Consider the following 24,599-nt stretch of genomic DNA (forward strand, 5'->3'; position numbering starts at 1 on the left):
CCCCTTAAATTTATCTCTTACTAATAATCTCTTCATTAATCTGTTCAATGATGTCTTGGATACTCTTCGAACCAAGATCACCTTCACCACGTTTTCTTACAGAGACAGTGTCGGAATTTTTTTCGTTCTCTCCAAGTACAAGCATGTAAGGTGCTTTTTCAAGCTGAGCTTCACGAATTTTGTAGCCTAACTTCTCATTTCGGATATCTACTTCGACACGAATGCCAGCCTTCTCCATGTGATGCTTCACTTGCAGTGCATAGTCAACATAGTTCTCAGAGACTGGCAATAACTTCGCATGAACAGGTGCGAGCCACAGTGGGAAAGCCCCAGCGAAATGTTCAGTAATAATCCCCATAAAACGATCGATCGACCCATAAACAGCGCGATGGATTACGACCGGGCGATGTTTAAGATTATCTTCCCCGATGTAAGTAAGATCGAATTTCTCTGGCATTTGCCAATCTAGTTGGATTGTTCCACATTGCCAGCTACGTTTTAGCGCATCTAAGATATGGAAATCAATCTTAGGTCCATAGAACGCGCCATCCCCTTCATTCACACGATATTCGATCCCGAGATTGTCTAATACATTTTGTAAAGATTGTTCAGCCTGATCCCATAATTCTTCAGATCCCATATAATCTGCCGGCCGAGTTGATAATTCAATCTTATACTCAAAGCCGAACACTTGATAAATATGGTCAATCAGTGAGATTACCCGTCTTATTTCATCCTCAATTTGCGCTGGCAAAACGAAGAGGTGAGCATCATCCTGGCAGAAAGTGCGGACTCTCATCATCCCGTTCAGTGCTCCGGAATATTCATGGCGATGCACTTGACCGAATTCCGAGATACGGATAGGCAGTTCCCGGTAGGAATGCAGATTATTTTTGAAAATTAGCATATGCCCAGGGCAGTTCATCGGCTTAAGGGCAAATTTTGTTTCATCTACATCTGTGAAATACATATTGTCCTTGTAGTGATCCCAGTGTCCTGACTGCTCCCAAAGCCGATTGTTCATCATCAGCGGTGTACGAACTTCATCGTAATCTCTCTGTCTTTGTAATTCCCGGGCAAAGTTCTCAAGCTCTGTACGGATTGTCATTCCCTTGGGAAGATAGAAGGGCATGCCTGGCGCTTCTTCTGAGAACATGAACAACTCAAGTTCTTTGCCGAGCTTACGGTGGTCACGTTTTTTAGCTTCTTCAAGAAACAGTAAATGTTCCTCTAACTGCGCTTTTTTAGGAAAGGCAGTTCCATAAATACGTTGCAGCATTTTGTTATTGGAATCTCCACGCCAGTAGGCACCCGCTACATTCAACAGCTTAAAGGCTTTGACCAAGCCAGTAGAGGGAAGATGTGGCCCACGGCAAAGATCGGAGAATTCACCTTGATCATAAATAGTTAATACTGTGTCTTCCGGCAGATCATGAATAAGCTCCAGCTTTAAAGGCTCATTCAGCTCTTCAAAAAGTTTAATGGCCTCTGCGCGGCTCACCACACGGCGGACAATCTGGTGATTCTCTTGGATGATTTTCGCCATTTCTTGTTCGATTGCAGCAAGATCATCAGTGGATAGAGGTTTCTCAATATCAATGTCATAGTAGAAGCCGTCTTCGATAACAGGACCTATGCCTAGCTGGACAGCTTTATCTCCATATATACGTTTTATGGCCTGCGCCATGATATGTGCAGTACTGTGTCTATAAACCTCAAGACCGTCTTTGCTATCCAACGTAACAATATCGAGCCGGCAATCATATTCGATCGCTTGGTTTAGATCAACAGATTTTCCATCAATTTTTCCAGCTACAGCATTTTTTTTCAGACTGGTACTTATGGCACCTGCTGCTTCTTTAATCGTTGTTCCTTGCAGTACCTCTCTAATTGTTCCATCTTGCAGTGTTACCTTGATCTTCATGATTTTAGCCTCCGTTTCTCAAATATTGTTAGTTGTGAACGCAAAAAAACGCATCTCTCCCAGAAAGGGACGAGTGCGTTCAGCTCGTGGTTCCACCCTAATTCGACCTGTCATATAGACAGGACCTCATTGGTATCCGATATCGGGGATAAATCGGTGCCGCATACTACCGAAAAAACAAAGTTCTACGGATTCAGCGCCACGGCTACAAAGGGGTAACTTCACAACCGGTAACTGGAGAAGCTTGCAGCCTGGACTTCTCTCTCTGGACAGTTCGTGTAGGAAATCATGTCTTTGATCATTGCCATATTCTGTTGCTAGTTAATATTACTCAATAGTATTCGATAAAGTCAAGGGGGGAGGTGCACAGAAATCGGATGATCGTTTCTCCGCGGTCTTCATTTGCTTATTGGTAAAGGAAATGAGGATGGACTTGGCGAATTTATATTTCAACATGCTTAAGGGGGATTGTAATGCAGATTATTGCCATGCTGACGATGCTAATCGACCATATTGGCTATATCTTTTTCCCGGAGAATCTTGCTTGGAGATATGTAGGGAGAATAGCTTTTCCGATTTATTGTTATGGGCTTGTGCAGGGACATATCCATACTTCATCCAGACCTAAATATTTATTTCGGTTGCTCTTGATTGCGATTATTGCCCAGATTCCCTATAATCTAGCGCTAAATTCTGGTGGCTGGAACGTGGTGTTTACGTTATTGCTGTCAGCAATCGTACTGGTAATTTTGGACAAGCTGCCTTCACTATGGCTTGGTATACCTGTGGTAATTGCTGCTATAGTGTTAATGGATTATTACCCTATAGATTATAATGCGTACGGTTTGCTCTTAGTATTGATTTTTCGTTATACGAAATCGTACTGGCTTGTTGGAGCCCATCTGGCACTGAATCTTTTCTATATGTTTTATAATTATTGGGTTGTACAGATGCTCAGTATTTTACCTACCTTGCTGATTGCTTTTACGCCTTTAATTTGGGATCGCTTGGAGCGGCACCGGGTTCCGCGCTGGATGTGGTGGTCATTTTATCCTGCACATTTACTGATGTTGGCGATAGTTAAGGCTGTAATTTACAAGGATTGGGCTCAGATCGAATGGCGAAGTTTGTTGAATATCTAAACATTTTACAATAAAAGGAACTTTGATTTACAAAACTTACCTTAGCTGAGATAATGGATTGATTTCACAAAATAAGATGAAGGAGACATGCTATGAGTAGAGTTAAAGCGAAATTGAAGTGGTTTTTGCCTTTTGTCGCACTGATGCTAGTTCTTGCCGGCTGTCAGTCGGTAGGGGGGTTCGATGTTAATAAGGCGTTGATTGGGGATGTTGATGTTAAATCATCAGAATCCAGTATGACTTTTTCCATGAATGCTGAGCCCATAGAGGGAATTAGCGCGGAAGATAAGGAAATGGTTGATCTTATTAATTCTTTTTCCTTGAATATTAGTAAAGCTAAGTTACAAGATAATGGGAGTTTATCGGCCCAAGGAACTGTTGGTTATAAACAATTGAATATTCCATTCACCTTGTTTATGGACAAACAAACACTTGCTTTTACAGTTGAAGGAGCAAAACAACCGTTCTACTTCCCTGTACAAGGATACGATGAAATTTTAGGTGAAGTAGGCTTGGATACGGCAAAAGCTGAAGATGTCAGTAAGCTGTTGACGAAATTCGTTGTTAAGAATCTTCCTAATCCTGGCGTAATCAACATTACACCGGTTAGTGATGCTGTGTATGGTGAGCAGTTGAACATGACGAAGCTGCATGCAGAAGTGACTGGTGATGAGCTTCCTGCATTGTTAAAAGGCTTCCTGAAGTCTGTTTCCAAAGACACAGAAGGTTTTACTGAATTGGTGGGTGGTCTTTACGACTATCTGTACCCTGTGATCAAAGCTATGGATGAAGACGGTTCTGGCGATATTTTCAATCTGGGATTCGGAGATATTCCACTGGATGATAAAGAAGCTGTCGTAACTGTATTGCATGATGCTGCCAAATTGGCTGTTGATGCATTGCTGCTAGTATATGACAATCAAGTGGACAGTCTTTACAAATCAACTCCTGAGATGAAGACCGTGTTGAGTAAGGATACGAAGTTATCTGTTGATATTTTCGTTGATAGTGCTCTGCATGTGCGTAAACAGAATGTTGATCTGAAAGTGGCGCTTCCGGGTACCGAGGATTTCCCATTGAAGAGCCTCTCGCTTAAAGCTTCCAGTCAGATTTGGAACATTGGCGGTGCTGTAACTGCTGATCCAATCAGCACTGAAGGTGCACTTGATATTTCTTCCGGACTTACACCTGGAGAGACTTTGAGAAACTTTGCCCCAGATTCTGATGTATATCGTATATTGAAGGATGATCTGGGCATTACGAAGAGAACCATTGTTATCGAACCTGATGACGAATATTATTACCCGATTGTAGACAAGAACACTACTTATATCCCACTGCGTTATTTGGCAGAAGATTTAGATGCTACTGTAGAATGGGATACGGCCAATCGTGCAATTAACGTTACTGATGGTGTGTACGGAGATAAACTGGTATTCAAAATCGGTTCTTCCGAAGCCTTGATTAACGGCACGGCTGTAAAGCTTGCCCAACCTGTATTTGTTGACGAGTATGGCGATGCATATGTATCCTTGCGTCTGCTTGCTGAAGCGCTTCATGCTACTGTGTCGGTAGATGAAGATGGTTGGATTACTATTGTACGGAAATAGTTGTATCTTAACGATTAATTAACACAATAAACCCAGCTTCCATCTGACGCATAAATGCGGGTGGAGGCTGGGTTTTTCATATGAATACATAATCCAGTTATTGCTTCGTTAATACCACCTCTAAAGCTATATTACTAAGCTCTTTATCCTCTGTCATACTTTGGATGTATCCACCTAAGAAGCCTTCTTGTAGGCCTTTCCAAAGCTTGTAGCCTGGCATCACTTTAATATCTTCTGAGGAGCTGCCGGCTGTCCCCGCGAAATATCTTACATTTAGCTTGGCCATTACCTCTGCCATCGATGCCTTTTCAGACTGCGTAAAGGAACTCTCCTTTAAACCATCCATAGCTTTGTTATAAGAGTTTGTAGCAAAAGTATCCTCAGCATAGGTCTTGAAGTTTAAAAGATTCTGATCTGTATTGCCATTAGCTTTAGCCCATCCCTCTACATTTAAGGGCGTTGCTTCATAATTGACGGTTCTGCTCAGGGGATCGAAGGTCATCGCTCCGTATTGATGTGGATAGACAGCCATTGCACTTGTTGCGATATCATAAATTGGCGTTTCTTCCGAAGAAGTTACCGGGTCTACCCGGATGTCCTGCATATGGATATGGCCTGACAAGACTAAATTAAGTTCATTTTCACGAAGTACCTTTATTGTTTCCTGACTGTTGTTAAGCTTAAAGCCTGAAACAGACATAGAGGTGTGGCTTAGTAGATTGTGGTGCATAACCGTGAGAACAGAAGCATGCTCCTTGGCAGCCAGTTTAACAGAATTATCTATCCATGATAGGGTAGAGGCGGTCAGGCGTCCGTCCGTTTGGGGGAAACCGTATTTCTGATTGTTATGATATTGGCTGCTGTCAATCATAAGGAGCCATAAATTTGGCGCTGCCTTAACGATGTAACTTAGTGATTCTTTATCACGTGATACAGCTTCTTTGTAACCGAAATCCTCATACATCTTGGTAAAGTCTTTGTCTGTAATGGAATCCGTAACAAGCTGCTTATCCCCGCTGAAGGATCTGGCCCAAGGATTAAATAAATCGTGGTTGCCTGGAATGACATAAACAGAGGTTCCTTGTGCTTCGATTCGCTTTAATTTTTGGGTTAGCTCCTGATGGCTGCTGCGTTCTCCGTTATTTGTTAAATCTCCACTCAGGATGAGAAAATCAGGCTTCTGCTGCTCAGCGTCATAAACCAAGGTTTCAAGGATTTCATCACTGTAAGGCAGCATTTTTCCATCACCGCCAGTTACATATTTTTGAAAAGCTGTACCGCCATCCTGTAGCTTCTTATCTAAGAAGTGAGTGTCCGTTGCCACCCAGAAAGTGAGGGGGTGAAGATCATTCGGATCTTGTGCTGTTGAGGTTAAATTAGACGAATTTGTGTCTTTACAGCTAGTTAGAGCCAAGCTCATTGAAAGGAGCAGCAATAATGAGATTAAGGCTGATTTTCTATGCCGAACAAGGGCTTTCTCGCTTGGGAATTTCATGATTATAACCTTCCTTCTATACATTTGCTGCACTATTGTAGCGCATTTTAGCTCGTGGTGTATATCGGAAAAGGAAGAGGGCAGTTTCTAGCCCGCCTGAAGTGATTAATGATTAATAGATCAGGTGCATAATTAAGCCCATAAATGCGACAATAAGAGTTGGCAACGAATATATCCGACAAAATAAGTTGTGAATAACTGTTGTGTTTTCAGAAAAAAGGTGCTAAGATATACAAAAGTAAGTTACTAAAATTAATGGAGGTAGTTATTTTATGTCTAACAATTTCTTTGAAGCAGTAAAAGGAAGACGTTCCATATATGCCCTTAGTAAAGAATCTACGATTTCGGATGCACAAATTGTAGAAATCGTTGAACAAGCGGTGCTACATAGCCCAACTTCTTTCAACTCCCAAAGCTCAAGAGCCGTTGTTCTTCTTGGAGAACAACACGATAAACTATGGGATATCACTACAGAAACATTGCGTAAAATCGTTCCTGCCGAACAATTTGAAGGAACAGCGCAAAAATTAGCGTCTTTCAAAGCAGGTTACGGTTCCGTACTATTCTTTGAAGATCAAACGGTAGTGAAGAGCCTGCAAGAGAACTTCGCTCTATATGCTGAGAACTTCCCAATTTGGGCTAACCAATCCTCTGGTATTCTGCAATTTGTAGTATGGACAGCACTTTCTGAAGCAGGTGTAGGTGCATCCTTGCAGCACTATAATCCACTGATTGATGATGAAGTAAAAGAAGCATGGGGCATCCCGCAAGAATGGAAATTGATTGCTCAATTGCCATTTGGTAAAACAGTTACTCCTGCTGGTGAGAAACAATTCCAACCGATTGAAGATCGTGTTAAAGTCTTTAAATAAGTGAAATAAGCGTTTGAAACCTCCTTAACCAGGCTAAGTATGTAAATAGACTGGTTAAGGAGGTTTTTGGTATGCCATGGAACAAAGAGGATTATCCAGAATCATTGAAGAACTTCACAGCACCTGTTCGCAATAAGGCAATCGATATTGCGAATGCGCTCCTCGAAGATGGTTATGAGGAGGGGCGGGCGATTTCAATTGCCACAGCGCAGGCGAAAGAGTGGGGGGAGAACCACGATAAACAAATCCGTAAAAAAGGCCATTAAGGCTTAATCAAAGGCCTGAACATAGAAATGAAAAAAAGCAGGACAGCGTTTATTAACGCTTGTCCTGCTTTTTGACGGGCACAATTATTTAGTGGATTCATTTCCTGCTGCTGCGCTTGCAGTTGGCTCAGCTGTTGCAGCTGCATCTTCTTTAGCGTCAGTAAGTGTGTTCGTGATTTTTGCTTTTTCAGTTGTTTCTGACATCCAAGTGGAGGACAGAGTGGAAACCTTTTGCGAAACTAGTGTTTTACGAATTTCATCTTTCTTTTCTTCCAGTGTATAGTCTTTAGCATCTTTATGGTCGGTTACTTTAATGATGTGATAACCATAATCGGATTTGACAGCATCACTGGTTTCACCAACTTTTAGCTTAAAGGCTACATCAGAGAATTCAGCTACCATATCGCCACGTTTGAAGAAGTCTAGATCTCCGCCATTATCCTTGGAACCCGTATCAGAGGATTTTTCCTTGGCAAGAGTAGCGAAATCTGCGCCTTCTTTCAGTTGCTTCAGAATTGCATCTGCTTCTTCTTTAGTCTCAACGAGAATGTGGGAAGCGCGAACTTGTTCTTCTTCACTGAAAGTAGCTTTATTTGTGTCATAGTATTCTTTGATTTCATCATCCGTTACAGTGACTTGTGGCTCAAGGATTTTACGCAGCTTTACTTGCAGCGGCATTTGCTTTTTCAAGTCGTCTACAGTCATTGAGCTTTGGGACAAAGCAGCATTAAAGGCAGCTTCTCCGCCGAATTGTGCTTTAAGATCTTCAAGTTCAGTGTTGATGTCTTCATCTGTAACAGTTACGTTAGCTTTTTTAGCCTCTTGATCAACAAGCTCAGTTGTAATCATAGATTGCAGCGTGCTTTCTCCGCCTGCTTCGATCAATTTATCATAAAGTTGTTCTTTTGTGATTTTTGTTCCGTTTACTGTTGCAACAGCTTTTTTGCTGTCGTCTTTTTGGACGACCAGAACAATGATTAGTGCTGCAGCTAATACGATAGAGGCAATCATCCAAGCTTTATTGCTTCTAGGAGCAGTCGGAGGTGTAGGTGGCGTAGCGTTGTTCGCACCGACTTTGTTCATTACTGGAATACTGTCTGCTTTTGTTGTATTCACAGGTTCCTCAGCAGCAACTTGCGCTACTTCAACCTCTTCATTGATAATCTCGGAAGTGTTCAATTCTTCTTCCGTGGTACCGTTGTTTTCTAATTTCTCATTTCCATTCAGATCTTTTTTGTCCATTATTAGTAATGACTCCCTTCAATATAGGTGTTGCTTGTCTATTTACAACTTTAACAGAAATCCTAATCCTAAACCTTAAGAAAGTATAAAAAAAGGCAGGATCTTTTTAAGTTTCTATTAATAAAAAGCAAAAAGCCGGAAATGGCATCAGTAACATGCCTTTCCGGCTAATGGGAATAAGATGTCTACTTCAGTCCTTTCAGAAGATGACGAATGCTTTCTTGTTTTCGTCTTGGGACACGTACGTTTTTAGCATACAGGCCCATTTCACCGAAATAAATGCAGTCATCTGCGATAGAGCTGATCTTGTTCAGGTTGACATAACAGCCACCGTACACATGATAATAACTTGAATTGGACAACAATCGATTTAATTGCTCGGCAGTCATTCTCTTTTTTATGTTATAGTTTCTGCCGTGAAAAATGACCAAATCATGGTCCCCGACCTTAAAGAACAGAATGTCTGTCTCCACCTCGAAGTCCTCGTACACATTTCTGGCTTCCAGCAGGATGCTACTCATTCATGTTCCCCCTTTATACGGAATAAAAGACTAATGTTAGCGCTTTCATTATATCACAACAGTTAATCGTTGGAAAGACCCATTTTTGAATTGTTTCGTACATTTCTAACTTTATCGTTTGTAATTAACGTTTAAAAATTGTAGATTATATAGATGATCACATCTAATGAGTGTGAAGTAGCAATACTTTTGAGGAGGAATATAGAGATGAATGAGCAGAATAAGTTATTGCTGTTTACAGGTTCTTATGCAAGTGCCGCGGAAAGCGGAGTGCAGGTGTTTGAATTCGATGGAGCTGCAGGTGGTACGCTAAAGCTGCTGGATTCGGTGCAGGGCTTAACTAATCCTACCTTTGTTAATGTAGATGCCGCTGAAAAACGTCTATATGCTATAGGAGAAAAACCGAATGGTGAGGGTGGAAAAGAAGGCGAGGTTGTTACCTTTGCCATTGATCCAAAGGACGGGAAATTGAGTGAACTGAAACGCATTCCCTCCATGCCTGCTTCTGGCAACCGTCAAACAACCACCTGCCATATCAATAGAGATTTGAATGATGAATACGTTGTTGTATGTAGTTATCATGGTGGAAGCGTTGGTTTGATCAAATTAAATGAAGAGAAAGCTGCGGATCAATTAGTTGATGTGGCCGTACATTCAGGTCATGGCCAGCATCCTGAACGGCAGGACCGCCCTCATCCACATTCCGCTATTTTCAGTCCGGACGGGCAGTATGTGTTTGTATCTGATCTTGGGCTTGATTTAATTCGGGCCTATAGAATTAATAGAGAAACCAACAAACTAGAAGTGCATGGTGATACGGTGCTGCATCCAGGAGCGGGACCACGCCACTTCACTTTTCATCCAGACGGAAAGTCTGCTTATGTAATTAACGAGGTGGATTCCACCATTACATCGTTTACATATGACAGTGCCGCAGGCACTCTGCACACTGTAGATACAGTGCCGACGCTGCCTGATGATTTTAACGAAGAGAATACTTGCGCTGAAATCGCCATTTCCAAGGACGGAAAATATCTGTACGCTTCAAACCGTGGGGCTGATAATATCGCTGTGTATGCTGTGGATAATGCATCTGCTAAGCTTACACATCTGGAATATGTATCTACTCGTGGGGGACATCCACGTCACTTCGCATTGACACCAGATGGAGCTTATCTTATCGTGGCAAATCGTGATGCGAATAATCTGGTTGTATTTTCAATAGAAGCGGCAAGTGGCCGACTCGAATTTACTGGAAATACAGCTGAAGTATCCAAACCGGTATGTGTGAAGCCCGTAAATGTTCCTGTATAAAGTTACTCCATTTGAAGAGTGAATCAGTGATCTTGGGAAATGCTAAAGGGAACACCGGATATAAAGTCCGGTGTTCCCTTTTTTTGAAAATAAAAGCCTGTGATTATCTGGTTGATGAGGTGAATGAGGGAGTAGACTATTTGAGCGAAACGGGCTTAAGAGGTACAATAGTGGATACTGCAGATTTGAATAGTACATTTTGCCTGCCATCACCTTGACCTTGTAAAGTGATTGTGAAAGCATCGTACGAGGTTACGAGCCCTTGCATTTTCACACCATTCGTCGTAAAAATCGTCACAGGCACCTTTGTGGAAATGAACTGGTTCAACAATCGTTCTTGCAATTTTAAACTCTCCACTTTGGCAGCACTCCATCTTCTGTGAATTTTTTTCTCTCAATAATTATAACATGGGTTAGTCCCTCACTGGAAATGAGATCAACAGTCACCTGAATAGACATGGAGGTATTTATGCTTTATTATCAGAACTGGTCTAGAGCTTTTCGCTTTTTTTTAGGGTTTGCTGCTTGTTTCGCCGTTATAGCTGTCCTTGTAAGTATGAATAAGGTATCAACCTTTGATAACTATATTATTGATGGGGTGCAATCAGCGGAATCACCGGCGTTGACCTCATTCGCCAAAGGTTTATCTCTGATTGGTTCCTCTAAGATCGCTATTGGCCTATCTATCGTTACCATGGCACTGCTCTATTTTTTGCTGAAACACCGATTTGAATTAATCTTGTTCCTGTGGGTTGGATTAGGCTCACAGCTCTTGAATACAATAATGAAGTTATGTTTTCACAGAGAACGTCCGAATTTACATCGCATTGTTGAAGAGATTGGTTATAGTTTTCCGAGCGGGCACTCAATGGCAGCATTCTCTTTGTACGGCGTTATTGCCTTTTTACTGTGGCGTCATCTGCGGCGGAGGCATGAACGGGTCTTATTAATAATGTTCGCCGTATTCATGACCGTGGGGATTGGCTGGAGCCGTATCTATCTGGGTGTTCATTACCCGAGTGACGTAATTGGGGGATATATGGCTAGTGGCGCTTGGCTGATGTTGTCCATTTGTTTATTTCAAATCTACAAGAGCTCGCGTAAGAAGTAGGATAGATACAAAAACGGATATCTTTCATAACGCATGAAGATATCCGTCTTTATGTGTAAGAGGATTGTTTAAGGAGTCGTCACATGTTGTTCAGATGTTTTGCGATCCTGGAATTGCCCCATTTTGCTTATTCTTTGCTTCAGCATCGCAGGAAGTCCTGCTTTAAGCTTTTGGGCTTCGTCTTTTGTCAGACGTCCTTCGGTGATGGCTTGATCCAGCCGTTGGTTTGCCGATTCGCAGAGCTTCTGAATATATTGATCTTCCGTCCAGCCTTTTTTCTCAAGAGCAAGCTGCGGGAGCGTTTTGCCTGCTTTCAGGTTATTGATTAGCTCTGTACGATCCATTTCCAGCAGTTTAGCCGTTTCAAAAATAATGAAATGTCCACCAGCCCTAACCTTTCCGTCTTTTCCTGGATGGTGACCGTGACCTTTCTCTGAAGGATGGGCACCAGGTGCGGTGGCTGTGGGGGTTACTTTCTCAGCAGAAGCACTTCCGATTGGCGCAAGAGCTGGAGACAGGCTGAGAAAAATAACGGTCGTGAAAGTCATTAATCTTTTGATATTGTTATTCATTCACTCACCTCGTATGTTATGTGATAGGCACTACTCGAATTAGTATTCCCTGAAAGCTGAAAGAAACATGAGTGAGAGCTTAAATGTTCTTAAAATTCATCAACTCCAGGCTGGGGTAATTAGAAGTACGAGGGTTCGCTGATGTTCATATTGTAGCGTGGGCTAATTTTTAGGAGGGATAGGTTTGGCTTTAGGAGCTCGCATATTTAAAACAGGTTTGGCCGTTACGCTAGCCCTGTATTTAGCTGTAATGCTTCAATTTCCTTCTGCCGTGGGTGCAGGGATTGCGGCGATTTTCGCTATGCAGCCCTCTATTTATCGCTCTTGGCGTTATTTTCTTGACCAGCTCACGACTAGTACAATGGGGGCCGTCCTGGCTTTACTTGGAGGGATGCTGTTATCCAACAGCCCAATAGCAGTCGGTTTGGTCTGTATTCTAGTCATTATGATCAGTATGAAAATCAACCGGGCGGATACGATAAGTCTTACGTTAGTTACTGTAATAACAGTGATGGAGGCTTCGGGTGAATGGCAATTCGCACTTAATCGTTTTTTATTAACTTTGACAGGTATTGTTTCTGCATTTCTAATCAATATTATTGTCGTTCCTCCAAAACCTCGTAAGCAATACATTAAGCAAATTGAGAATGTTTTTTCAAGCCTCTCTTTATTGCTAAGAACAGCGGTTTCTCATGAGATGAAGGAAAGTGTATTTCGTGATGAAAAAAATGCTTTGCATTCATCCATAAAATCGTTGGCTGATAAGTATGCATTGTTTGAGGAGGAGCAGAAGCAGTTAAAACGGGCCAAGTATAGCCAGACTAGACAAATGGTTGTGTATAAGAACCTGTTAGCTTCTTTGCAAAAAGGTTACGATGTTCTCGAGGCCGTAGATCGGCATTATTTCCAGGCGGATCGGACCGAACATACAGATGCTCTATTTGATAATCATTTGGAACATTTAATCAAATATCATCAGCACATCTTACTTAAGTTTGAAGACAAATTAAAGCCCAATGCCAATGAATCCGAACCCTTGGGAGAAGACAATGATGAATTCCTGAATACTGCGATTTTGGGGTATAATGCAGAGAAAATAGGTCAGCTGCGTTTATATGTTGTGGCTGCTGCAATTTATGATTACGGATATCAATTGGAGCGCTTAGATAAAGTGGCCGATCAGATGAATCGTATAGCGGAGGATAAAGAATCTGTGCATGAAGCCTAAACATAACCTTGTGAAGAGCAACATATAAGCTTTGTAACAGCAAAAAATCCGGTTCCACAGGGACCGGATCATCTATTTAAGAGAATACTTGAAATCTCAAACTGAAATTGCTAAAATGATAAGATATCGAATAAGTATGCATTTAAAAACATAAATATGCAAATTTATCATATCATGATGCAAATGGAATGTCAACCTTCCAAAAGGGGATGAAATGTAGTGGATAACAATGAAAGTCAGTGGAAAGAGGAACAGGAACGGGTTGACGGAGTAACCAAGCTTTTGTCCGCCCATATTCGCAATTTATCAGAGGAGCTTGGACTTCATCGCAGTGATGTAGTGGATATGCGGAAAGACTTCTGGGAAGAGGTAACCGTAAACTTCAGTAGCCCGGATGATTTGGGAGAAACCTCAACAAGTCTTCGCCAACAGTCCCAAATCCTCAATGAACGGGAACGTCATCATTTGCAATCAAGCAAGGCACTGAAAAAATATAAAAAGCTGGTTGTCTCTCCTTACTTTGGCCGCATTGATTTCACAGAGGAACCAACGGGCGGGCTGGAAAAGATTTATCTAGGGATTGGATCCTTGATGGAGGATGATGGCACCTTTTTGATCTATGACTGGCGTGCGCCGATCTCCAGTCTGTATTATGACGGGGCACCAGGTCCTGCAGCTTATGAAACACCTGGAGGATTAGTCTCCGGAACAATGAATCTTAAACGCCAGTTTGTTATTGCTGACGGTGTAATTGAAGTTATGTTTGACACTGGGGTTACGATCGGGGATGAGCTGCTGCAGCAGGTGCTAAGTCATAGCGCTGACGATCGAATGAAAAGTATTGTTGCTACAATTCAAAAAGAGCAAAATGCGATAATCCGCAACGACAAAAGCCGGATGCTAGTTGTGCAAGGAGCAGCGGGAAGCGGAAAAACCTCTGCTGCATTGCAGCGGGTAGCTTATCTTCTATATAAATACCGTGAAGTATTATCAGCAGATCAAATGCTGCTGTTCTCACCGAATCCGCTGTTTAACAGCTATGTATCTACAGTGCTCCCGGAGCTAGGCGAAGAAAATATGCAGCAAACAACGTTTCAAATGTATTTAGAACATCGTCTTGGACATGAATTCCTGCTGGAAGATGTCTTTAGTCAGACCGAAAGTTTACTTAATGCTCCTGAGGGTCCTGAGGTTGCTATACGCAGAGAAGGCATTGCCTATAAATCGTCTGTCCCTTTCCTTGATGTGATTCGGCGGTATGCTATGTTGTTGGAACAGGAGGGCATGCTTTTTAAGCCTTTAATGTTTCAAGGGAAAGCAGTGGTCAGTAAAGAAGAAATGGAACGCCAGTTCTATGCGTACGATCCTGCCATAAAGCTTGCAAATCGTGTGGATTTGATGATCCGCTGGCTGCTTAAGAAAATTGCAGATTTTACTCATGAGGAAAGAAATGCGAAGTGGGTCGAAGATCAGATCGAGCTGCTGGATTCCAGCGATTATCACCGTGCATATCAGATGTTGCGCCGGAAGAAGAAAGCTTCGCAGGATAGCTTTGACGATTTTGATACGGAAAAAGAAGTGTTATCTCGTTATGTAGTCAGCCAGCGGCTCAAACCCCTGCGGGGTTGGACTAAACGGGGTCGTTTTGTGGACGTTAAGGGCTTGTACAGCACGTTATTTACAGATCGCGAGCTTATGGTGCGCCTCAATGGAGATTATCCTTTACCAGAGGTGTGGGATGATATCTGTGAGCAGACATTGGAATCCATTGGAGTGAACGAGCTTGCTTATGAGGATGCTACGCCATTCCTTTATCTGAAGGAGTTAAGCCAAGGCTTCCGGACCAACACACTGATCCGTCATGTGATTGTAGATGAGGTACAAGACTATTCTCCATTCCAATTAGAGTTCATGCGGCGTTTATTTCCAAGAGCAAAAATGACCGTATTAGGGGACCTGAACCAGGCCATTTATGCGCAAGGTGAGGTACTGGGGGATTTGTCTAGTCTCGTAAGTATATATGGTGAAGAGAACACAGAAGTGATCTCGTTAACCCAAAGCTACCGTTCAACGTATGAGATCGTGGAGTTTACGCGGTCAATGATCCCTGGAGGAGAACGAATCGTACCTTTTAATCGGCGGGGAGAAGAACCCCAGATAAGTGTGGTATCCAGCGAGAAGGAGCTTCTGAATGCTGTGGAACAGGATATCCGCAAGCTGCATTCTGAGGGATATCATTATGTGGCGGTCATCTGCAAAACAGCGGAGGAAAGCGCAAGGGTTCATGCTGAACTGAATCGTAGCCTGCCGGTGAGACTTGTTACAAAGGAAACACCGAATTTTCAGAAGGGGACACTGGTTCTGCCTGCTTATTTAGCCAAAGGCGTGGAGTTTGATGCGGTCGTCATCTATGATGGCTCGGCTGAACAATATGGCAGAGAAAGTGAACGCAAATTGTTTTATACGGCGTGCACTCGGGCTATGCACTTGCTGCACATTTTTAGTCTGGGTGAACCTAGCCATTTTATACCGTCCGCTAATGTGGCATCTTTAAGCGCCGGGTCGCTGTAAGCATAGATTTCTTCATTTTAAGATCGTCCTTTCCGCAGCAGCGGAGGGACGGTCTTTTTGTTTTCATGAATAAAGAAGGGCGAACAAACCACAATAAAGAATGTTGTACACAATGACAAAGGTGGTCAGTTCATGAAGGAAAGAAAATGGGATCTGCTTGCCTTAGCATCAATCCCACTAATAATGACCCTCGGTAACTCCATGCTGCTGCCTATTCTGCCGCAGATCTCCAAAGAACTCGGCATTAGTGCTTTTCAAGTCAGTATGCTGATTACCGTGTATGGATTGATGGCAATTGTAATGATCCCTATTGCAGGTTATCTGTCAGACCGTTTTGGGCGAAAGAAGGTTATTCTTCCGAGTTTAATCATTGCTGCAATTGGTGGTGCTGTCTGCGTGGTGGCTGCTTGGTTTATGAAGGGGGTTAGCGCTTATTGGGTGATCTTAGCAGGGCGTCTGTTGCAAGGAATTGGTGCAGCGGGTGCTTTTCCAATTGTAATCCCCTTTGTAGGCGATTTGTTCAAGGAAGAAGAAGATGTGAGCAAAAGTCTGGGAATCATTGAGACCTCCAATACGTTTGGTAAAGTACTCAGTCCAATTCTTGGTGCCTATCTTGGGATATGGCTCTGGTTTGCTCCTTTTATTGCAATTCCCATTTTATGTCTAATTTCATTTTTGTTAGTCTTATTTCTGGTCCGAAAGCCCGAAGCAAAGGATGAACCTGAGAAACAGGAACTTCGAGCGTTTTTATCTGGAATTGTGAGCGTTTTACGCAAAAAGGGACGTTGGTTGTATGCTATTTTTGCCATAGGCGGCATCTGTATGTTTGTGACCTTTGGTGTCCAATTCTATTTATCAGAAATGCTGGAAACTAAATATAAAATGCACGGGGCGACGAAGGGGTTTGTGTTGGCGATACCGCTTGCCCTCTTATGTCTGTCCTCCTATGGAACAGGAAAGATCATTGGTCAGAATAAAACGCTAATGAAATGGCTGGGTTTTGGGGGCATGGTGTTACTGACTGCGGCGATGATTTGTGCGGGATTCAACAAAGGCATTTATTTTTTAGTAGGGTTTATGGGTTTAGGCTGTGTTGGAATCGGAATTGTACTTCCCTGTATGGATGCTTTAATCACGGAGGGGATTGAGAAGGAGAACAGCGGCACAATCACCGCTCTTTATAGTAGTATGAGGTTTATAGGGGTAGCGTTGGGGCCACCGGTGGTATCGTTGCTGCTAAGCAGCGGGCATTGGGTCTTGTTTGCGTTGATGGCTACAGTAGGGGCAATTGGTGGATTGCTGACCTTGTTTGCAGTAACTCCGAGTAAGGGGGAAAAGGGGGAGCCAGGCGTTAAAGACACAGAGAAGGTAATTCCTCCAATCTGGCCGAAACGTATTCGCCAAACCTCCTCAATGTCTCTGGATGGAAAAAAGGGCTATCCCTAAGCTGCGTTGCCGCAGCTTGTGGGATAGCCCTCTAGATAAAAGAATAAAAGATATTCTTAGGCTTGTGGAACAGATTCCCAATCCTTTAAGAAACGTTCAATACCGTTATCTGTCAGCGGGTGCTTCCAGAGGGTTGGCAGAAGTGAACCTGGGATTGTAGCGATGTGTGCACCAGCAATAGCTGCTTGCTCAACATGAGCAATGTTGCGGATACTTGCTGCAATGATCTCGGATTTTAAATTGTAGTTAGTCAGGATAGTCTTCAGATCCTTGATCAGCTTCATTCCGTCAACACCGATATCATCCAGACGACCAACGAAAGGAGAGATATAAGTTGCGCCTGCTTTAGCAGCCATCAAACCTTGAGCCGCGGAAAATACTAGTGTAACGTTAGTTTTGATGCCTTTTTTAGTAAGCTCATAACAAGCTTCCAAGCCATCTTCAGTCATAGGGAGTTTAATTACAACGTTTGGAGCCCATTCAGCAATTTCGTATGCTTCTTTAAGCATTTCTTCTGCTGTAAGTCCGATTACTTCTGCGCTTACAGGTCCTGGAACGATTGCAACGATTTCTTTGATAACATCCTTGAACAATCTTCCTTCTTTAGCGATCAGCGAAGGGTTAGTCGTTACGCCATCCACTAGTCCTAGGCGAGTAATACGTTTGATTTCTTCAATGTTTCCGGTATCCAAGAAAAACTTCATTTTAAATTTCCTCCCTTGATTTCCATATGGATTGACAAGCAACATTCATATTTACATTATGAGACATGCAAATCAAAGTTTCAACTGTTATTTTGAATATTTCAAAATAACTTTATAGAATCAGTATTACCTGTATGCGCTGAATTTCAGATAATATAAGATTGGCTTAGGCCTCCCTCCATGATAATATATAACCGGAATTGTTATTTTGGAGTGGGAGGTGGGGATGGGATGATGTATGCGATATTGGTTATTTTACTTGTGCTTGTGCTGGCAGCAGCGGGATTCCTTACCTACCAAAACAGCAAGTTGGTGTCTAATCAGAAGAAACTCGGTACTTCATCAGGTGATCCTTCCCTTATGTATTCTATCTTTGACCAATCTAGTGCAGCTGGTGTTGAAGAACCTGAGGCCATTCCGTTATTTCAATACACTGTATTTGCGCGGTCGAATGGAGCGGTTGTTGTGAACAAGCCTGTAGCTTTGATTATTTTGTGCAGAGTTGCAGCGGGAAAAGGGGATTACTTACTGGCTGATGTCGAGCGTAATATGCTTGAGAAGATTAGTAGGCCAATGCCTTTGAATGCGTATTCTGAGCATAAAGCCTACTTACACAGGACGGCTAATCACACAGAAAAAGAGATGATTCTCAATCTAGAGGATGCAGTGAATTTACAATATACATAGAGTAGGGTGAAAGATATTGATTTTTTGCTCTGCGCAAAGCATAATACAAATTTGGATATAAAAAAAAATCAAACAGCCGGAAGCAATCGCGTTTTATGTTAAACACAGCTACCGGCACATTGATTGGTAAAATAATGGATGCCAGTCAGCACTTAGGCATGATATCTCCCTACGGGTGCATTAAGCACCCATTCCAGCATCATGATCATATCTTCAACTCTAGTGAGCTGAGTTTGTAGGTTATCTTGCTGTGGGCTTTTCTCTGTTAATGAAGCTAATCTTGATTCCAGAGATCTGCGCTGCAGTGTCAATTCGTTGATTTTAGATTGAATTTGGTTTTCGGTTCTCATCCGGAATCCTCCTGAACAATAGGTGATTTCAACATCATCATAGATCATTATAACGGATAACATGGGGGTAATAAAATGAGTATCAATGTTAAACAATTAGCCGCGGAAAAAGCAGTGGAATTTGTAAAAGATGGCATGAAGATCGGCCTTGGTACTGGATCTACTGCCTATTGGGCGATCAACAAGCTTGGTGAGCGCGTCAGTGAAGGTCTAAAGATTACCGCTGTAGCAACCTCCCGTGCTTCCGAAGAACAGGCGCGTGAACTTGGGATTCCAATCGTAGCTTTTGGAGATATTGATAGTCTGGACCTGACCATTGACGGAGCGGACGAGCTGGATAGTAGTCTACAGCTTATTAAAGGTGGCGGTGGCGCGCTGCTTCGGGAGAAGATTGTTGCGAGTAACAGTACTCGTATGATCGTTATTGCTGATGAGAGTAAAGTGGTAAACACACTTGGCAAATTCCCGCTGCCTGTGGAAATTGTTCCTTTTGCATGGGAATGGACTGTGGCTAAACTTGCCAAGCTGGGTTGCAATCCTGAATTGCGTCGTAGCGGAGAAGAGCTGTACAAGACAGATAACGGCAATTACATCGCAGACTGCCGGTTCGAAGTCATTGAGTCCGCACCGAAGCTGGCACTGACCATCCAAAGTATTCCGGGAGTTGTGGAACACGGCTTATTTATTGGAATTGCAGCAATGGCTATTGTGGGTAAAAAAGATGGAAGTATTGAAATTATAGAAGCTAAGCCGGGCAATTGATCATTCGTAGATCTGGAGAATCTAGCAGTTTACGGAAGCTGAGAGCATTGACACGGATAGGGCTGACTCTGTATAGTGCTACTGTTATCTATTGGATGTTCATCGGTTTTGGGCGTGAGATCCATACAGGTGGCCCGCTTCAGTACAATTTGATTCCATTACGTACGGTGTCACTTTATTTCGACATGAATAACGGGTTATCGCTGATCAGCCGGTTTGTGAATCTGCTTGGAAATGTTGTTGTGTTTATTCCATTTGGTATACTAATTCCTCTTGCAAAGACACGGCCAATTTCTTGGAAAAGAATCTCTTTATATGCTGTTCCTTGCATCCTGCTTTTGGAGTCTCTGCAAATGCTGCTGCATGTCGGAAGCTTTGATATTGATGATCTATTGTTAAACATGTTAGGGATATGGACAGGTTACTGTATGTTTCGAATCGGGTACAGAAGCAACAGAGAAGGAGGAATGTGAACAATGTTGGTAGATCTTAAATCCCTTATTGGTTCGCCTGAGGTGAACGAGCTGTTGACGTATGCGGTCATTGATGACCCCAACGCGTTGGAGCAGACATCGTCTGAGTACAGCGAACAAGCCGGGCTGCAGTTATATGGCTGGGAAGAAGAAGAACTCCTGCTTGGTCTTGTAGGTTTCGAAGAAACCGAAGACGGTTCTTTGGACATTCGGCATATTGCCGTCTTGCCAGAGAATAGAGGGAAAGGTTATGCACGGGGAATGATTCTGGAGCTGCTCGCTACTCGTCAGCCGCGTTATCTGGTAGCTGAGACTGAGGATGAAATCGCCGCAGATTTTTATCGCAGTCTAGGGTTCATGGTGTACAGCTTAGGAGAGAATGAAGCCGGAATTGAAATGTTAAGATGTGTATACGAAGTTGAAGAGACCGAGGATGAGGACTAAAAAGTCTTTGAAGGTCATAAAATGGCAGGTCGAGAGGAATCTTGGCCTGTTTTTTTTGCGTTTTGCCTTTAAATGCCCGAAAAAAAGCCAATTGACTTTTATAAAAGCAGGTATTATAGTTTGACAATGAAACTGTTCGATAGTTGAACTATATTTTGGAGGTAGGAAGCTTTGGATAACGAAGTGCAACATTGGATCAATCGCTACATGGATGCTTATTTGATTGTGACAAGACAAGTAGCAGCAAGAATTAAAGATAGTATTGCTGCGGAGACAACGAATGATCAGTATCAAATTCTTCGGTTGATTAATGCTCAGGAACAATGTACGTCTACATATCTTGCTGAATCTTTTTGCGTGGGTAAAAGCTCCATTACTGCAATCATTAACAGATTGGTGCAAGCGGGTATAATCGAGCGAACTCGTGACGAGAATGATCGCCGCCAGGTGTATTTGTCGATGTCTGAGCACGGAAAAAAAGTTTTTGAAGCAGCGGAGACGCAGGTACATGAAGTGATTTCCCCGTATTTGTTTCATTTTGAAGAGAAGGATATTGAAATGTTCGTCATGATGTTCGAGAAGCTGGCGAATTTAATTCAGAATGATGATGGAGGGAAGAATCCATGAAGACGATTCTAAAAGCAAGATGGGCGGTTATCGCAATCTGGCTCGCTGTGGCCGTAGTTTTGGTCATGACGGCCCCATCGTTCTCTGATCTTGTACGTGAGAAGGGGCAGGTTACTGTACCTGATGGCTATTCCTCATCTAGAGCAGCAGAGATCTTAAAGGAAGCGGCGAATGACAAGGGCGGAGAGACACTGCATCAGGTAGCTCTTGTATTCAATAATCCAGAGGGAATCGGAGCCGATGAAACAGCTAGTATCCAGCAGGGTGTTGAGAAGTTGGCTGCGAATAAGGAGACGCTGCAGATCGATTCCATCACCGATCCTTTTTCACAAAGTGAGCTTAAGGAAACGTTGATTGCCAAGGATGGCAAGACGATAATGGTGGCGTTGTCTATCAAAGGCGGAGGAGAGTCTGTCACCGCACTTCCTGATAAAGTGGATGAATTACTCACAGATGTTAAGGCGGATCATTATTTAACCAGTGAGGGTTTGATTACTGAGGATATGATTGCTAGCTCGGAAGCCGGGCTTAAGAAATCGGAATATATTACGGTAGTCTTTATTTTACTTATCCTGTTCGTGGTATTCCGTTCGTTCGTGGCACCGTTTGTTCCGCTACTGACGGTAGGACTCAGCTATATTGTTTCTCAGTCCGTTGTGGCTTTTTTAGTGGACCGTTATGATTTTCCATTATCTACATTTACTCAAATCTTTATGGTTGCGGTCATGTTCGGGATTGGTACGGATTATTGTATCCTGTTAATCAGTCGTTTTAAAGAAGAAATGATGACAGCAGAAGATACCAAAAGTGCTATTATTGCAACCTATCGTAAGGCTGGTGGGACGGTGTTCTATTCCGGACTTGCGGTATTCGTAGGTTTTGTAGCGATTGGATTATCCAAATTCATTCTGTATCGCTCGGCGGTAGCCGTTGCCGTGGGGATTGCGGTTATGCTGCTGGCGCTTGTAACCATAGTTCCATTCTTCATGGCGGTACTTGGCAAAAAGCTCTTCTGGCCTTCACGCGGCAAGCTGGAGCACAGTGAGAGCCGTATTTGGGGAGCAGCAGGTTCTTTTTCCTTAAAAAGACCATGGGCCGCGCTGCTAATTGTTGCAGTAATCGTAGCTCCGTTCCTTGTTACCTATAGCGGAAAGCTGTCCTTCAACAGCTTGGAGGAAATTGGCTCAGAATATGCCTCGGTAAAAGGATTTAACATCATTTCGGATAGCTTCGGGCCGGGTGAATCCATGCCTGGCAAGATCGTAATCAAAAATGATGATCGGATGGATACTTCAGAATATCTTGGACTTGCAGAAAAAATCAGCCGCGAGCTGGAAAAAGTGGACAGCGTAAAATCGGTGCGCAGCATGTCTCGTCCAACGGGAGAGCTGATCAGTGATTTCTTAATCCCGAATCAGGTGGGGACTTTATCTGACGGTCTGGATCAGACCAGTGAGGGATTGACCAAGATTCAAACGGGATTGTCTGAAGCTAGTAAACAGCTGAGTGAAAATGCACCTAAGCTTACAGAGGCTGCTCAAGGCAGCGCTAAGCTGACGGAAGGCACAGCAGAACTGAAAGATGGGATCGTCGCGTTAGGCGATGGGCTGGCACGTATTGAGAGCGGAATAAAAAGCGGCTCAGCTGGTGCAGGAGAAATCAAAGCAGGACTTCAACAGGCAGCTGCTAGTGCCAAGCAGCTTGCGGATGCCAATACGAAGCTGCTGGAGGGATATAAAAAAATCGGCAGCGGTTTAACTGCGCTGAATCAAGGGCTTGGGCAGCTTCCGCAGCAGCTGCAAGGTGTGGCAGAAGCGTTGAAGGGACTGGATGGTTCTTTTAATGGTCTTGAGAGCAGTTATCCGGAAATTCTGCAGGATGTTAATTACCTGACCATTAAAGGCACCGTAACGCAGAGTGGTACTGGGGCAGCACAGCTGGCAGCGGGTCTCGGGCAGATCTCAGAGCAGCTTAAAGGAGCAGCAGCTGGCTTAAATGAGGCGAATGCTGGCTATGCCAAAGCTTCGGCAGGGCAAACCGCACTCGCACAAGGTTTAGCTAAGCTTGTTGCGGGCATCGGTCAGCTGCAATATGGGCTGGAGCAGGCCGCAGCAGGCCAAGGACAGATCGTAGATAAAATTCCATCCATTACTAGTGGACTAGATCAATTGCAAGGCGGACAGCAGCAGCTTGCGGATGGTTTTGGTCAATTAACTGGGCAGATAGGAGCCTTAACTACTGGTTTAAGCGACAGTGCAAACGGCTTGAAACAAATTACCAGTGGGCTGGGCTCTGCACAAGATTATTTGAATCAGATTCAAGCGGCTAAGGATGATGAGCTGAGCGGATTCTTTGTACCGGCTGAGGCTCTTGAAGCTGAAGGTATAGAGCAGGTATTTAATACCTACTTGTCTGACGACCGTAAGGTAATGACGCTGGATGTAGTATTCACTGAGAATCCATATAGTTCAGAAGCTATTGACAGTGTTGATGATATTCAAGCAGCAGTAGATCGTGCAGTGAAAGGAACGAAGCTGGAAAATGCAGAGTCTGCAATCAGCGGGGTTACAAGCAGCCAGAACGATTTACGTAATATTTCCAACGAAGACTACACACGTACAGTAATTTTGATGCTGGGTGGGATCTTCATTATCTTGGTGTTGCTGCTTCGTTCAATCGTAATGCCGATTTACCTTATTATTTCTCTTTTGATTACTTATTTTTCAGCATTGGGTGTTACAGAGGCTATATTCGTTCACCTTCTGCACTTTGAAGGGATTACCTGGACAACGCCATTCTTCAGCTTTGTTATGCTGATTGCACTTGGTGTAGATTATAGTATTTTCTTAATGGCCCGCTTTAACGAATATAAAACATGGGATGTACGGGAAGCGATCCTGCATGCTATGCGCAATATGGGAACAGTCATTCTTTCGGCGGTAGTTATTTTGGGCGGCACCTTCGCATCGATGTACCCTTCAGGGGTATTGTCGATGATGCAGATTGCAACAGTGGTGCTTGTAGGGTTGGCCTTGTATGCACTAATCTTCTTGCCGTTTTTTGTTCCTGTTATGGTGCGGATCTTCGGCCGTGGGAACTGGTGGCCATTTGCGGTCAAACAAAGTGGAGAACCCACTAAACAAGATGTAAACATGTAATCACTCTACACAGCAAAAAACCTCTAGTGTTTGCCTAAATAGGCGGCTAGAGGTTTTTTTGTGAAAATATAAGTACAAAG

23 protein-coding genes are annotated in these 24,599 nt (G+C 43.2%); 15 read left to right on the forward strand and 8 right to left on the reverse strand.

Features of this window, described 5'->3' with window-relative positions; translation table 11 throughout:
- Positions 1–10: 10 nt before the first annotated feature.
- On the reverse strand, positions 11–1,924 hold the full coding sequence (gene thrS, locus MHB56_RS26535; RefSeq protein ID WP_341144198.1) for a threonine--tRNA ligase: 1,914 nt from the start codon (positions 1,922–1,924) through the stop codon (positions 11–13).
- A gap of 473 nt (positions 1,925–2,397) precedes the next feature.
- Here thrS and MHB56_RS26540 point away from each other — a divergent pair, with 473 nt between their 5' ends.
- Positions 2,398–3,066 carry a TraX family protein gene (locus MHB56_RS26540; protein ID WP_076125898.1) on the forward strand — a complete coding sequence of 223 codons (669 nt, stop codon included), beginning with the start codon at positions 2,398–2,400 and terminating at the stop codon, positions 3,064–3,066.
- Between the two features lie 92 nt (positions 3,067–3,158).
- Complete coding sequence (locus MHB56_RS26545; protein ID WP_076125900.1) at positions 3,159–4,676, forward strand: copper amine oxidase N-terminal domain-containing protein; 1,518 nt, start codon at positions 3,159–3,161, stop codon at positions 4,674–4,676.
- A gap of 97 nt (positions 4,677–4,773) precedes the next feature.
- Here MHB56_RS26545 and MHB56_RS26550 read toward each other — a convergent pair whose 3' ends face one another.
- The gene (locus tag MHB56_RS26550) at positions 4,774–6,171 is read right to left on the reverse strand and encodes a metallophosphoesterase (protein ID WP_076279784.1); all 1,398 of its coding nucleotides are present in this window, start codon (positions 6,169–6,171) and stop codon (positions 4,774–4,776) included.
- A gap of 272 nt (positions 6,172–6,443) precedes the next feature.
- Between MHB56_RS26550 and MHB56_RS26555 the strand changes: the two genes are divergently transcribed.
- Both MHB56_RS26555 and MHB56_RS26560 read left to right on the forward strand, forming a co-directional pair.
- The gene (locus MHB56_RS26555) at positions 6,444–7,043 is read left to right on the forward strand and encodes a nitroreductase family protein (RefSeq protein WP_076125903.1); all 600 of its coding nucleotides are present in this window, start codon (positions 6,444–6,446) and stop codon (positions 7,041–7,043) included.
- 71 nt (positions 7,044–7,114) lie between these two features.
- Positions 7,115–7,309 (forward strand): hypothetical protein, encoded by a 195-nt coding sequence (locus tag MHB56_RS26560; RefSeq protein WP_036686240.1) that lies wholly within the window; start codon positions 7,115–7,117, stop codon positions 7,307–7,309.
- A gap of 84 nt (positions 7,310–7,393) precedes the next feature.
- Here MHB56_RS26560 and MHB56_RS26565 read toward each other — a convergent pair whose 3' ends face one another.
- Both MHB56_RS26565 and MHB56_RS26570 read right to left on the reverse strand, forming a co-directional pair.
- On the reverse strand, positions 7,394–8,551 hold the full coding sequence (locus MHB56_RS26565) for a peptidylprolyl isomerase (protein ID WP_341144199.1): 1,158 nt from the start codon (positions 8,549–8,551) through the stop codon (positions 7,394–7,396).
- 185 nt (positions 8,552–8,736) lie between these two features.
- Positions 8,737–9,072, reverse strand: coding sequence for a LytTR family transcriptional regulator DNA-binding domain-containing protein (locus tag MHB56_RS26570; RefSeq protein ID WP_036686243.1), 336 nt, complete (start codon positions 9,070–9,072; stop codon positions 8,737–8,739).
- Positions 9,073–9,279: 207 nt separating this feature from the next.
- Here MHB56_RS26570 and MHB56_RS26575 point away from each other — a divergent pair, with 207 nt between their 5' ends.
- The gene (locus MHB56_RS26575; protein ID WP_076125907.1) at positions 9,280–10,386 is read left to right on the forward strand and encodes a lactonase family protein; all 1,107 of its coding nucleotides are present in this window, start codon (positions 9,280–9,282) and stop codon (positions 10,384–10,386) included.
- Between the two features lie 136 nt (positions 10,387–10,522).
- Here MHB56_RS26575 and hfq read toward each other — a convergent pair whose 3' ends face one another.
- Positions 10,523–10,744, reverse strand: coding sequence for an RNA chaperone Hfq (gene hfq / locus MHB56_RS26580; RefSeq protein WP_036686247.1), 222 nt, complete (start codon positions 10,742–10,744; stop codon positions 10,523–10,525).
- A 111-nt stretch (positions 10,745–10,855) separates the two neighbouring features.
- Here hfq and MHB56_RS26585 point away from each other — a divergent pair, with 111 nt between their 5' ends.
- The gene (locus tag MHB56_RS26585; protein WP_341144200.1) at positions 10,856–11,497 is read left to right on the forward strand and encodes a phosphatase PAP2 family protein; all 642 of its coding nucleotides are present in this window, start codon (positions 10,856–10,858) and stop codon (positions 11,495–11,497) included.
- A gap of 68 nt (positions 11,498–11,565) precedes the next feature.
- Here the strand turns inward: MHB56_RS26585 and MHB56_RS26590 are convergent, their stop codons facing one another.
- The gene (locus tag MHB56_RS26590) at positions 11,566–12,069 is read right to left on the reverse strand and encodes a hypothetical protein (protein WP_341144201.1); all 504 of its coding nucleotides are present in this window, start codon (positions 12,067–12,069) and stop codon (positions 11,566–11,568) included.
- A gap of 184 nt (positions 12,070–12,253) precedes the next feature.
- Here MHB56_RS26590 and MHB56_RS26595 point away from each other — a divergent pair, with 184 nt between their 5' ends.
- The 3 genes from MHB56_RS26595 to MHB56_RS26605 all read left to right on the forward strand — a co-directional run bounded on the left by MHB56_RS26595 (position 12,254) and on the right by MHB56_RS26605 (position 17,314).
- Positions 12,254–13,297 carry an FUSC family protein gene (locus tag MHB56_RS26595; RefSeq protein WP_076125912.1) on the forward strand — a complete coding sequence of 348 codons (1,044 nt, stop codon included), beginning with the start codon at positions 12,254–12,256 and terminating at the stop codon, positions 13,295–13,297.
- A gap of 219 nt (positions 13,298–13,516) precedes the next feature.
- Entirely contained in the window at positions 13,517–15,868 is a 2,352-nt protein-coding gene (gene helD / locus MHB56_RS26600; RefSeq protein ID WP_248548100.1) for an RNA polymerase recycling motor HelD, read from the forward strand.
- A 132-nt stretch (positions 15,869–16,000) separates the two neighbouring features.
- Positions 16,001–17,314: an MFS transporter gene (locus MHB56_RS26605; protein ID WP_081383235.1), complete on the forward strand. Its 1,314-nt coding sequence runs from the start codon at positions 16,001–16,003 to the stop codon at positions 17,312–17,314.
- 56 nt (positions 17,315–17,370) lie between these two features.
- Here the strand turns inward: MHB56_RS26605 and fsa are convergent, their stop codons facing one another.
- Entirely contained in the window at positions 17,371–18,018 is a 648-nt protein-coding gene (gene fsa, locus MHB56_RS26610) for a fructose-6-phosphate aldolase (RefSeq protein WP_036686257.1), read from the reverse strand.
- A 231-nt stretch (positions 18,019–18,249) separates the two neighbouring features.
- Here fsa and MHB56_RS26615 point away from each other — a divergent pair, with 231 nt between their 5' ends.
- The gene (locus MHB56_RS26615) at positions 18,250–18,705 is read left to right on the forward strand and encodes a hypothetical protein (protein ID WP_076304174.1); all 456 of its coding nucleotides are present in this window, start codon (positions 18,250–18,252) and stop codon (positions 18,703–18,705) included.
- 152 nt (positions 18,706–18,857) lie between these two features.
- Here the strand turns inward: MHB56_RS26615 and MHB56_RS26620 are convergent, their stop codons facing one another.
- Positions 18,858–19,055 (reverse strand): hypothetical protein, encoded by a 198-nt coding sequence (locus tag MHB56_RS26620; protein ID WP_076189897.1) that lies wholly within the window; start codon positions 19,053–19,055, stop codon positions 18,858–18,860.
- A gap of 81 nt (positions 19,056–19,136) precedes the next feature.
- On the opposite strand from MHB56_RS26620, the gene rpiA reads away from it, so the two are divergent.
- From rpiA to MHB56_RS26645, 5 genes are all read left to right on the forward strand, one after another.
- Positions 19,137–19,817 carry a ribose-5-phosphate isomerase RpiA gene (rpiA, locus tag MHB56_RS26625; protein WP_139329845.1) on the forward strand — a complete coding sequence of 227 codons (681 nt, stop codon included), beginning with the start codon at positions 19,137–19,139 and terminating at the stop codon, positions 19,815–19,817.
- 47 nt (positions 19,818–19,864) lie between these two features.
- On the forward strand, positions 19,865–20,290 hold the full coding sequence (locus tag MHB56_RS26630; RefSeq protein WP_139329837.1) for a VanZ family protein: 426 nt from the start codon (positions 19,865–19,867) through the stop codon (positions 20,288–20,290).
- Between the two features lie 3 nt (positions 20,291–20,293).
- Entirely contained in the window at positions 20,294–20,734 is a 441-nt protein-coding gene (locus tag MHB56_RS26635) for a GNAT family N-acetyltransferase (protein ID WP_076125920.1), read from the forward strand.
- A 171-nt stretch (positions 20,735–20,905) separates the two neighbouring features.
- The gene (locus MHB56_RS26640; protein ID WP_038570382.1) at positions 20,906–21,361 is read left to right on the forward strand and encodes a MarR family winged helix-turn-helix transcriptional regulator; all 456 of its coding nucleotides are present in this window, start codon (positions 20,906–20,908) and stop codon (positions 21,359–21,361) included.
- A complete protein-coding gene (locus tag MHB56_RS26645; RefSeq protein ID WP_280752791.1) occupies positions 21,358–24,519 on the forward strand; it encodes an MMPL family transporter in 3,162 nt (1,053 codons plus the stop codon). Before MHB56_RS26640 ends, MHB56_RS26645 begins: the two co-directional genes overlap by 4 nt.
- Positions 24,520–24,599: the final 80 nt, after the last annotated feature.

This window comes from Paenibacillus sp. FSL H8-0315, from assembly GCF_038005365.1.
Taxonomy (GTDB): Bacteria; Bacillota; Bacilli; order Paenibacillales; family Paenibacillaceae; genus Paenibacillus_AQ; species Paenibacillus_AQ odorifer.

Excerpts from the sequence above, each read along its gene's own strand:
- fsa (WP_036686257.1), bottom strand. The coding sequence starts at position 18,018 with ATGAAGTTTTTCTTGGATACCGGAAACATTGAAGAAATCAAACGTATT.
- MHB56_RS26620 (WP_076189897.1), bottom strand. The coding sequence starts at position 19,055 with ATGAGAACCGAAAACCAAATTCAATCTAAAATCAACGAATTGACACTG.
- MHB56_RS26565 (WP_341144199.1), bottom strand. The coding sequence starts at position 8,551 with ATGGACAAAAAAGATCTGAATGGAAATGAGAAATTAGAAAACAACGGT.
- MHB56_RS26550 (WP_076279784.1), bottom strand. The coding sequence starts at position 6,171 with ATGAAATTCCCAAGCGAGAAAGCCCTTGTTCGGCATAGAAAATCAGCC.
- MHB56_RS26615 (WP_076304174.1), top strand. The coding sequence starts at position 18,250 with ATGATGTATGCGATATTGGTTATTTTACTTGTGCTTGTGCTGGCAGCA.
- MHB56_RS26560 (WP_036686240.1), top strand. The coding sequence starts at position 7,115 with ATGCCATGGAACAAAGAGGATTATCCAGAATCATTGAAGAACTTCACA.
- MHB56_RS26570 (WP_036686243.1), bottom strand. The coding sequence starts at position 9,072 with ATGAGTAGCATCCTGCTGGAAGCCAGAAATGTGTACGAGGACTTCGAG.
- MHB56_RS26540 (WP_076125898.1), top strand. The coding sequence starts at position 2,398 with ATGCAGATTATTGCCATGCTGACGATGCTAATCGACCATATTGGCTAT.
- MHB56_RS26585 (WP_341144200.1), top strand. The coding sequence starts at position 10,856 with ATGCTTTATTATCAGAACTGGTCTAGAGCTTTTCGCTTTTTTTTAGGG.
- MHB56_RS26645 (WP_280752791.1), top strand. The coding sequence starts at position 21,358 with ATGAAGACGATTCTAAAAGCAAGATGGGCGGTTATCGCAATCTGGCTC.
- MHB56_RS26575 (WP_076125907.1), top strand. The coding sequence starts at position 9,280 with ATGAATGAGCAGAATAAGTTATTGCTGTTTACAGGTTCTTATGCAAGT.
- thrS (WP_341144198.1), bottom strand. The coding sequence starts at position 1,924 with ATGAAGATCAAGGTAACACTGCAAGATGGAACAATTAGAGAGGTACTG.
- MHB56_RS26635 (WP_076125920.1), top strand. The coding sequence starts at position 20,294 with ATGTTGGTAGATCTTAAATCCCTTATTGGTTCGCCTGAGGTGAACGAG.
- MHB56_RS26555 (WP_076125903.1), top strand. The coding sequence starts at position 6,444 with ATGTCTAACAATTTCTTTGAAGCAGTAAAAGGAAGACGTTCCATATAT.
- MHB56_RS26605 (WP_081383235.1), top strand. The coding sequence starts at position 16,001 with ATGAAGGAAAGAAAATGGGATCTGCTTGCCTTAGCATCAATCCCACTA.
- MHB56_RS26590 (WP_341144201.1), bottom strand. The coding sequence starts at position 12,069 with ATGAATAACAATATCAAAAGATTAATGACTTTCACGACCGTTATTTTT.
- MHB56_RS26545 (WP_076125900.1), top strand. The coding sequence starts at position 3,159 with ATGAGTAGAGTTAAAGCGAAATTGAAGTGGTTTTTGCCTTTTGTCGCA.